This is a genomic window from Microcella sp. (assembly GCF_046296455.1).
Classification (GTDB): Bacteria; Actinomycetota; Actinomycetes; order Actinomycetales; family Microbacteriaceae; genus Microcella.
Genome location: NZ_JBKBLF010000043.1, coordinates 1 through 7,576 on the forward strand (window position 1 = coordinate 1; position 7,576 = coordinate 7,576).

Genomic DNA, 7,576 nt, shown 5'->3' on the forward strand with positions numbered 1-7,576 from the left:
CCCCCACTTCCTTGCGCCCCGCCCCGTGGCCCCCCCGGGGCCCGAGCCTCGAATCCGCTCAGGCGATTAGTACGAGAAGCCGCCGCTCGAGCCGACGATGAGGAACGGGAACACCAGCGCGACGATGAACGCGATGAGACCGAAGAAGAACCCGAGGTAGCCGAGCACGAGACCCGCGATCGCGAGGCCGCGGCCGCCCTCACCGGTCTGCTTGATCTGGTTGAGCGCGATGTGGCCGCAGATGATGGCGCCGAGCGAGATGAAGAACGCGAGCACGAGCGAGACGATCGCGAGCGTGTTCGTCTTCGGGCCGACGGGCGCGGACGAGTAGGGGGTTGCCGCGGGCGGCGGGGTGACGTCAGACATGGGGGTCTCCTGGATGATGGTCGGTGGCGGCCCGAACGGGCACGACCATGCTGGCAGTGCCCTGAGGGAGTGTCAACGCGCCACGACGCGGGGCGTCACCCCGGTTCAGGCCTGAATCTGCGTGACGGGCAGCGTCGAGTCGGCGCTCACGTCGAGCGACGACGGCGGGTGCCCGGCGGCGATCAGCTGCGCGGCGAGCGCGGCGATCATGGCGCCGTTGTCGGTGCACAGCGACAGCGGCGGGATGCGGAGCTCGACCCCGGCCGCCGCGGCCCGCTCGGCAGCCAGGCCCCGAACCCGCGCGTTCGCGGCCACGCCCCCTCCGAGCAGCAGGCGCGGCACACCGAAGTCGGTGCAGGCCGCGATCGCCTTCGCCGTGAGCACGTCGGCGACGGCCTCGCGGAACGAGGCGGCGATGTCGGCGACGGGCACCTCGAGCCCCGCATCCCGCAGCTTCTCGACGTTCCGCGCGACCGCTGTCTTGAGGCCCGAGAACGAGAAGTCGTAGCGGTGCCGCTCGAGGTCTTTCGGCAGCGTGAGCCCGCGCGGGAACCGCACGGCGGTCGGGTCGCCCTCGGCCGCGACGCGGTCGATGTGCGGGCCGCCCGGGTAGGGCAGGCCCAGCAGGCGCGCGACCTTGTCGAAGGCCTCGCCCGCCGCGTCGTCGATCGTCTCGCCGAGCAGCTCGACGTCGCTCGTCAGGTCACGCACGTGCAGCAGCGAGGTGTGGCCGCCCGAGACGAGCAGCGCGATCGTGGGCAGCTCGATCTGCGGCTCGCCCTCGGTGCGCAGCACGTCGGCGCCGACGTGCCCGACGAGGTGGTTGACGGCGTAGAAGGGCTTGTCGAGCGCGACGGCGAGGGCCTTCGCGGCGCCGACGCCCACCATGAGGGCCCCGCTCAGGCCGGGGCCGCTCGTCACCGCGATGGCGTCGAGCTCGTCGAGCGTCACCCCGGCCGTCGCGAGGGCCTGCTGCAGGGCGGGCTCGAGCGCTTCGAGGTGAGCGCGCGCCGCGACCTCGGGCACGACGCCGCCGAACCGCGCGTGCTCCTCCATCGACGACGAGATGACGTTGGCGAGCAGGGTGGTGCCGCGCACGATACCGATGCCCGTCTCGTCGCAGCTCGACTCGATGCCGAGAACCAGCGGCTGCACGGTCACGAGGTCACCTCCCAGCGCATGACGACCGCGTCGACGTCGTCGGGCTGGTAGTAGCGCGGCCGCACGGCGATCGCCGCGAAGCCGTGCCGTTCGTAGAGCCGCTGAGCACCGGGGTTGTCGGCACGCACCTCGAGCAGCACGTCGTCGACACCCCGCGCGCGGGCCTCGTCGAGCAGCAGCCGCACGAGCAGGGCGCCGACGCCGCGACCGCGGTGCGCGGGCACGACCGCGATGGTCTGGATATCGGCCTGGGTGGCCCCGGCGGGCGCGCTGAGGCCCGCGTAGCCGACGATGGCGTCGGCGACCTGCGCCACGACGTAGCGCGTGTGCGGGGCGGAGAGCTCGGCGGCCATCATCTCGCGGCTCCAGGCGTCGGAGGGGAAGGTCGCGATCTCGAGCGCCATGATCGCGTCGAGGTCGGCGAGGTCGGCGTCGCGCACGCGCACGCCCTCGGGCTCGGCGGCCATCAGCTCACCCGCTTTGGGCTCGAGAGCGTCACGTCGGGCGCGCGCAGGTAGAGCGGCTGGGGCGCGGCGAACGGCAGGCCGGCCGCGAGCCGGGCGAGGGCGACGTGCGCGAGCGGCACGGCGGGGATCTCGACGACCTCGTGGGCGACGACGCCCTCCTCGGGGGTCCACGCGAGGCGTGCGACGAGGTGCGCGGGCGCCACGACCGTCGGCAGGGGCAGTGCGGCCGAGTAGGTCGTCACGGCGACCTCGCGGCGGCGGGCATCCGTCACGACCGAGAAGCGCCCCGCGGCGATGCCCCCCTCGACGAGGGCGAGCGCGACGGCGTCGTGGCTGGGCACCGGCAGCAGCGGGATGCCCCGCGCGAACGCGACCGCGCGCGCCGCCGCGATGCCGACGCGCAGGCCCGTGTACGGCCCCGGGCCGATGCCCGTGACGACCCCCGTGAGCGCGGCAGACGAGACACCCGGCGCGTGCAGCACCGCGTCGAGGAACGGACCGATGACCTCGGCGTGCCGCCGGGTGTCGTCGGTCGAGCGCTCGGCGAGCACGCGCCCGTCGAGCGCGACGACCGCCACCGCGGTGCCCGCGGAGGTGTCAATCGCCAGCAGCATGCAGCCAGCCTAGGTCGGCCCACCGTGCACCGACGCCCTCGATCGAGACCGTGCGGGGCTCGATCGGCGCGGCGTCGGGGTCGGCATCGTCATCGGTCGCGGCACCCGCGCCCGATGGCCGCTCGATCGTGACCGCGAGCCACGCGTCGACGAGGTGCTCGATCAGACCGGCCCCCCACTCGACGACGACGATCGACCCCGCGAAATCGAGGTCGAGGTCGTCGAGCTCGGCGGCGTCGCGCAGGCGGTAGGCGTCGACGTGCACGAGAGGCGGTGCCGCAGGGCGTGGATGCGTGCGCGCGAGCACGAAGGTCGGGCTCGTCACGGCACCCCGCACGCCGAGCGCGGCACCGAGGCCGCGCGTGAGCGTCGTCTTGCCCGCACCGAGCTCGCCCGTGAGCAGCAGCACGTCGCCCGCGCGCAGCTGCTCGGCGAGCAGGGCGCCCAGGCGCTCCATCGCCTCGGGGTCGGCGATCGTCAGCGAGACCGTCATCGGCTCACGCCCCCGTGCGGTGCACACGCCGGCCGAGGCGCGTGACGAGCTCGTAGGCGATCGTTCCGGCGGCGTCGGCCCAGGCGTCGACGCTCGGATCGCCCTCGGCCGGGTCGCCCCACAGCACAGCACGGTCGCCAATCGCGACGGGGGTATCGCCCACGTCGACGATGAGCTGGTCCATCGCGATGCGGCCGACGACGCGGTGCACGCTCTCGCCGATGCGCACGGGAGCATCGACCGCTGCGCGCGGCACGCCGTCGGCGTAGCCGAGAGGCACGAGCGCGAGAGTCGTCGGTGCGGTCGTGCGGTGCCGGTAGCCGTACGAGACGCCGCTGCCCGCGGGCACGCGCTTGAGCCCGACGACGCGCGCACTCAGCCGCATCGCCGGCACGAGCGGCAGCGTGCCACGCAGGTGGCGCTCCGGCGCGATGCCGTAGAGCCCGATGCCGAGCCGCACCATGTCGTAGCGGGTCGCGGGGTGGTCGAGCGCCGCGGCCGACGCGGCGAGGTGGCGCAGGCCCGGCTCGAGGCCGACGCTGCGCACCGCATCCAGAAACCGCTCGAAAGCGACCACTTGCGCCCGATCGTCGTCGGGCGAGGTGTTCGAGAGATGGCTGAAGACGCCGCCCAGCACGATCTCGCCCGCGGCGACGTGCGCCGCGAGGCGCTCGACGAGCGGGCCCCACTCGGCCTCGATCACGCCGTTGCGCGAGAGCCCCGTGTCGACCTTGACGTGCACGGTCGCGCGGTGGCCGCTCGCCGCGGCGCGCGCGAGCTGAGCGCGCGAGCTGACGCCGAGCGCGATGCCTGCTTCGGCCGCGGCCGACAAGTCGGCCTCGGGGTCGTGCAGCCAGGCGAGCACGGGCGCATCGATGCCCGCCGCGCGCAGCTCGAAGGCCTCGTCGAGGTCGGCGACGCCGAGGTGGTCGACGCCTGCCTCGAGCGCGGCGCGCGCGGCCGTGACGGCGCCGTGGCCGTAGCCGTCGGCCTTGACGATCGCCATGGCGTGAGTCGTCGGCACGAGGCGGCGCAGGGTTGCGGTGTTCGCGCTGATCGCCACGGCCGAGATGCGCGCCTCGCGCAGCGGGCCGGTCATGACTCGGCCACCACGAAGGCGATCGCGACGCCCGCGTCGTGCGACATCGACAGGTGCAGGCTCGCGATGCCGCGCTCGGCCGCGATCTCGGCCGCGCGCCCGCTCACGACCAGGTCGGGGTTGCCCTCGGCGTCGGGCACGACGCGCATGTCATGCCAGCTCACGCCATCGGTCGCCCCGAGGGCCTTCATGAGGGCCTCTTTCGCGGCGAAGCGGCCCGCGAGAGACCGCAGGGGTAGGTCGCGCTCGGTGTCGGCGAAGAGGCGCTCGCGCAAGCGCGGGGTACGGCTGAGGGCCCGCTCGAAGCGCGCGAGGTCGACGACGTCGACCCCGATCCCGACGATCCGGCCCATGGTGCCCTCCGCCCGCTGCCCGCTGCCCGCTGCCCGGGCCTACTCGACCGTGACCGACTTGGCGAGGTTGCGCGGCTGATCGACGTCGAGCCCCTTCGCGGCCGCGAGCTCCATACCGAAGATGTGCAGCGGCACGACGGCGAGCAGCGGCTCGAAGAACGGCGAGGCGAGCGGGATGCGGATGACCTCGTCGGCGTGCGGCAGCACGGCCACGTCGCCCGCTTCGGCGATCGCGATGACGCGCGCGCCGCGGGCACGAATCTCTTGGATGTTCGACACGACCTTGGCGTGCAGCGAGCTCGGGTCGCGCGGGCTCGGCACGATCACGAACACCACCTGCCCGGGCTCGATGAGGGCGATCGGCCCGTGCTTGAGCTCGCCCGCGGCGAAGCCCTCCGCGTGGATGTAGGCGAGCTCTTTGAGCTTGAGGGCGCCCTCGAGCGCGACGGGGTAGCCGACGTGCCGGCCGAGGAACAGCACCGACTGCGTATCGGCCATCCATTTCGCCATCTCGCGGATGCGCTCCCCCGAGCTCAGCACGGCCGCGAGCTTCTCGGGCACGGCCTGCAGCTCGGCGACGAGGCCGCGCGCACGCTCGGGCTCGAGCGCCCCGCGCACCTGCCCGAGCTGCAGCCCCAGCAGGTAGATCGCGGTGATCTGGGCCACGAAGGCCTTGGTCGACGCGACGGCAACCTCGGGGCCCGCGTGCGTGTAGACGACGGCGTCGGACTCGCGCGGGATCGTCGCGCCCTGCGTGTTGCAGATCGAGAGCGTGCGGGCACCCTGCTCGCGCGCGTACTTCACGGCCATCAGGGTGTCCATCGTCTCGCCCGACTGGCTGATCGACACGACGAGCGTGCGCGGCGAGAGCACGGGCTCGCGGTAGCGGAACTCGTGCGCGAGCTCGACGTCGACGGGGACGCGCGCCCACTGCTCGATCGCGTACTTGCCGACGAGGCCCGCGTAGTAGGCCGTGCCGCACGCGATGATGAGCACGCGGTCGAGCCCCGTGAGCACGTCGTCGCCGAGCGCCGCCACCTCGGGCAGGTCGACGAGCCCGTCGTGCACTCGGCCGAGGATAGTCTTGGCGACGGCCTCGGGCTCTTCGCTGATCTCTTTCGCCATGAAGCTCGACCAGCCGCCCTTCTCGGCGGCCGAGGCGTCCCAATCGACCTCGAAGGTCGAGGGGGTCACGGGGGCGCCTCCGAAGTCGACGACCTCGACGCGGTCGGGGCGGATCGTGACGACCTGGTCCTGCCCGATCTCCATGGCACGGTGCGTGTACTCGACGAAGGCCGCGACGTCGGAGCCGAGGAAGTTCTCGCCGTCGCCCAGCCCGACGACGAGCGGCGAGTTGCGGCGAGCGCCGACGACGACGTTCGGCTGATCGGCATGCACGGCGACGAGCGTAAAGGCGCCCTCGAGCCGCTGCACGGTCGCGAGCATCGCGGCCGTCAGGTCGCCCGACTCGCGGTAGGCGTCGCCGACGAGCAGCGCCGCGACCTCGGTGTCGGTCTCAGAGGTGAACGCGTGGCCGCGCTCGAGCAGCTCGGTCTTGAGCTCGAAGAAGTTCTCGATGATGCCGTTGTGGATCAGCGCGAGGCGACCGCCGTCGCCGAGGTGCGGGTGGGCGTTGCCGTCGGTCGGTCCCCCATGGGTCGCCCACCGGGTGTGGCCGATGCCGGTGTGGCCGTCGGCGATCGGGGTGCCAGCGAGGTCGTCGGTCAGCATGCCGAGCTTGCCCGCGCGCTTGCGCGTCGCGAGAGCGCCGTCGCCGCCGATGACCGCGACACCGGCCGAGTCGTAGCCGCGATACTCGAGCCGCTTGAGACCCCCCAGCAGCACCTCGACGCTGCCCCGGGTTCCGACGTAGCCCACGATTCCGCACATGAGGGACCATTCTACGGCTCGAGTCCTCGCCGACGCCCCCGGGGGTACTGTGGAGCCGATGAGCGATCCGGGCGCAGCACGCGACACCTCGCCGTTCGACGAGATCGATCGACGGCGCTGGTCGGCGCTCGCTCCGGTCACCGCGCATCCGCTCACCGAGACCGAGCTCGTGCAGCTGCGCGGTCTCGGCGACGCGCTCGACATGCGCGAGGTCGCCGAGGTCTACGTGCCCCTCAGCCGGCTGCTGAGCCTCTACGCCGTCGGCGCGCGCGAGCTGCACCAGGCCACGCGCAGCTTTCTCGGCGAGCCGGGCGCGCACACGCCCTTCGTCATCGGCGTGGCCGGCTCGGTCGCCGTCGGCAAGTCCACGATCGCGCGACTGCTGCGCGAACTGCTCTCGCGCTGGCCCGACACCCCGCGCGTCGAGCGTGTGACGACCGACGGGTTCCTGCTGCCGACCGCCGAGCTCGCCCGTCGCGGCATCCTGCACCGCAAGGGTTTTCCCGAGTCGTACGACCGCCGCGCCCTGCTGCGGTTCGTCGCGCGCGTGAAGTCGGGAGCCGACGAGGTGCGTGCGCCCGTCTACAGCCACCTCAGCTACGACCGCGTGCCGGGCGCCGAGATCATCGTGCGCCGCCCCGACATCCTCATCGTCGAGGGTCTCAACGTGTTGCAGCCCCCCGGCCCCGGCGCCTCGCTGGCCGTGAGCGACCTCTTCGACTTCACGATCTACGTGGATGCCCGCACGAGCGACATCGCGCAGTGGTACGAAGAGCGGTTCCTGGCCCTGCAGCGCGGGGCCTTCGCCGATCCGCGCAGCTACTTTCACCGCTACGCCTCGCTCACCCACGACGAGGCGGTGCTCAAGTCGCGCGAGATCTGGCGCGAGATCAACGAGCCCAATCTCGTGCAGAACATCCTGCCGACGCGCGCGCGGGCGTCGCTCGTGCTGCGCAAGGCCAGCGACCACACGGTCGAGACCGTGCTGCTGCGCAAGATCTGAGGCGCTAGATGTAGTTCCCAGTGACGTTGTTCATGCCGCCGCGAGGACGGTCATGGGCGCCTTGTGGCCGAGAGAGCCGTGGGGTCGCTGGGTGTTGTAATAGCGCACCCATTCTGGCAGCACCGTCCGA

At 72.7% G+C, this 7,576-nt stretch carries 10 protein-coding genes; 1 reads left to right on the top strand and 9 read right to left on the bottom strand.

Annotated elements, in window-relative coordinates:
* Positions 1-66: 66 nt before the first annotated feature.
* The 8 genes from ACK4HH_RS13030 to glmS form a co-directional block, all read right to left on the bottom strand.
* Positions 67-366 carry a DUF4190 domain-containing protein gene (locus ACK4HH_RS13030; protein ID WP_409652747.1) on the bottom strand — a complete coding sequence of 100 codons (300 nt, stop codon included), beginning with the start codon at positions 364-366 and terminating at the stop codon, positions 67-69.
* 105 nt (positions 367-471) lie between these two features.
* Entirely contained in the window at positions 472-1,527 is a 1,056-nt protein-coding gene (tsaD, locus tag ACK4HH_RS13035; RefSeq protein WP_409652750.1) for a tRNA (adenosine(37)-N6)-threonylcarbamoyltransferase complex transferase subunit TsaD, read from the bottom strand.
* Positions 1,524-1,994 (bottom strand): ribosomal protein S18-alanine N-acetyltransferase, encoded by a 471-nt coding sequence (gene rimI / locus ACK4HH_RS13040; RefSeq protein WP_409652753.1) that lies wholly within the window; start codon positions 1,992-1,994, stop codon positions 1,524-1,526. Before rimI ends, tsaD begins: the two co-directional genes overlap by 4 nt.
* Positions 1,994-2,608: a tRNA (adenosine(37)-N6)-threonylcarbamoyltransferase complex dimerization subunit type 1 TsaB gene (gene tsaB, locus ACK4HH_RS13045; protein ID WP_409652756.1), complete on the bottom strand. Its 615-nt coding sequence runs from the start codon at positions 2,606-2,608 to the stop codon at positions 1,994-1,996. The genes rimI and tsaB overlap by 1 nt, the downstream gene beginning before the upstream one ends.
* Positions 2,592-3,101, bottom strand: coding sequence for a tRNA (adenosine(37)-N6)-threonylcarbamoyltransferase complex ATPase subunit type 1 TsaE (gene tsaE / locus ACK4HH_RS13050; RefSeq protein ID WP_409652759.1), 510 nt, complete (start codon positions 3,099-3,101; stop codon positions 2,592-2,594). Before tsaE ends, tsaB begins: the two co-directional genes overlap by 17 nt.
* Before the next feature lie 4 nt (positions 3,102-3,105).
* Positions 3,106-4,200, bottom strand: a complete 1,095-nt coding sequence (gene alr, locus ACK4HH_RS13055) for an alanine racemase (protein ID WP_409652762.1) — start codon at positions 4,198-4,200, stop codon at positions 3,106-3,108.
* Positions 4,197-4,553 carry a holo-ACP synthase gene (locus ACK4HH_RS13060; protein WP_409652765.1) on the bottom strand — a complete coding sequence of 119 codons (357 nt, stop codon included), beginning with the start codon at positions 4,551-4,553 and terminating at the stop codon, positions 4,197-4,199. The genes alr and ACK4HH_RS13060 overlap by 4 nt, the downstream gene beginning before the upstream one ends.
* A gap of 39 nt (positions 4,554-4,592) precedes the next feature.
* The gene (glmS, locus tag ACK4HH_RS13065) at positions 4,593-6,443 is read right to left on the bottom strand and encodes a glutamine--fructose-6-phosphate transaminase (isomerizing) (protein ID WP_409652768.1); all 1,851 of its coding nucleotides are present in this window, start codon (positions 6,441-6,443) and stop codon (positions 4,593-4,595) included.
* A 58-nt stretch (positions 6,444-6,501) separates the two neighbouring features.
* On the opposite strand from glmS, the gene coaA reads away from it, so the two are divergent.
* A complete protein-coding gene (gene coaA, locus ACK4HH_RS13070) occupies positions 6,502-7,446 on the top strand; it encodes a type I pantothenate kinase (protein WP_409652771.1) in 945 nt (314 codons plus the stop codon).
* A 30-nt stretch (positions 7,447-7,476) separates the two neighbouring features.
* Here the strand turns inward: coaA and ACK4HH_RS13075 are convergent, their stop codons facing one another.
* Entirely contained in the window at positions 7,477-7,569 is a 93-nt protein-coding gene (locus tag ACK4HH_RS13075; RefSeq protein ID WP_409652671.1) for an integrase core domain-containing protein, read from the bottom strand.
* Positions 7,570-7,576 lie beyond the last annotated feature (7 nt).